This is a genomic window from Burkholderia sp. SIMBA_051, assembly GCF_046534915.1.
GTDB classification, from domain to species: Bacteria; Pseudomonadota; Gammaproteobacteria; order Burkholderiales; family Burkholderiaceae; genus Burkholderia; species Burkholderia ambifaria.
Window position 1 is genome coordinate 1 of the sequence record NZ_JAWRXS010000250.1, and the last position, 274, is coordinate 274.

Sequence of the window (274 nt, forward strand, 5' to 3'; positions counted from 1 at the left end):
GCGCTGTTGTAGCTGCCGGTGATGCCGTTTTGCGCGACGAACGACAACTGGTCGCCGCTCTGCACGTTGGTGATGCGGACCGTGGCGGTGCTTGCCGAGGCCGAACTGGGGTCGGAGATCGTGATGCCGGGGTCCACCGCCACAGCGGTGCCGCCCACGCCGTTGTCGCTCGAACTCCACGACGCGCTGCCGCTGCTGGTGGTCACCGACGGGCCGTTGTCGGTATAGGCGAGGTTGTTGAGCGTGGGCTCGAAGCTGCCCGAGTCGTTCTGGT

The 274-nt window shown here is 66.8% G+C and carries 1 protein-coding gene; it reads right to left on the reverse strand.

Translation table 11 applies throughout. From position 1 onward, the window contains the following. The coding region (locus SB771_RS34400; RefSeq protein WP_410721963.1) for a hypothetical protein at positions 1–274 on the reverse strand (274 nt) is incomplete at both ends.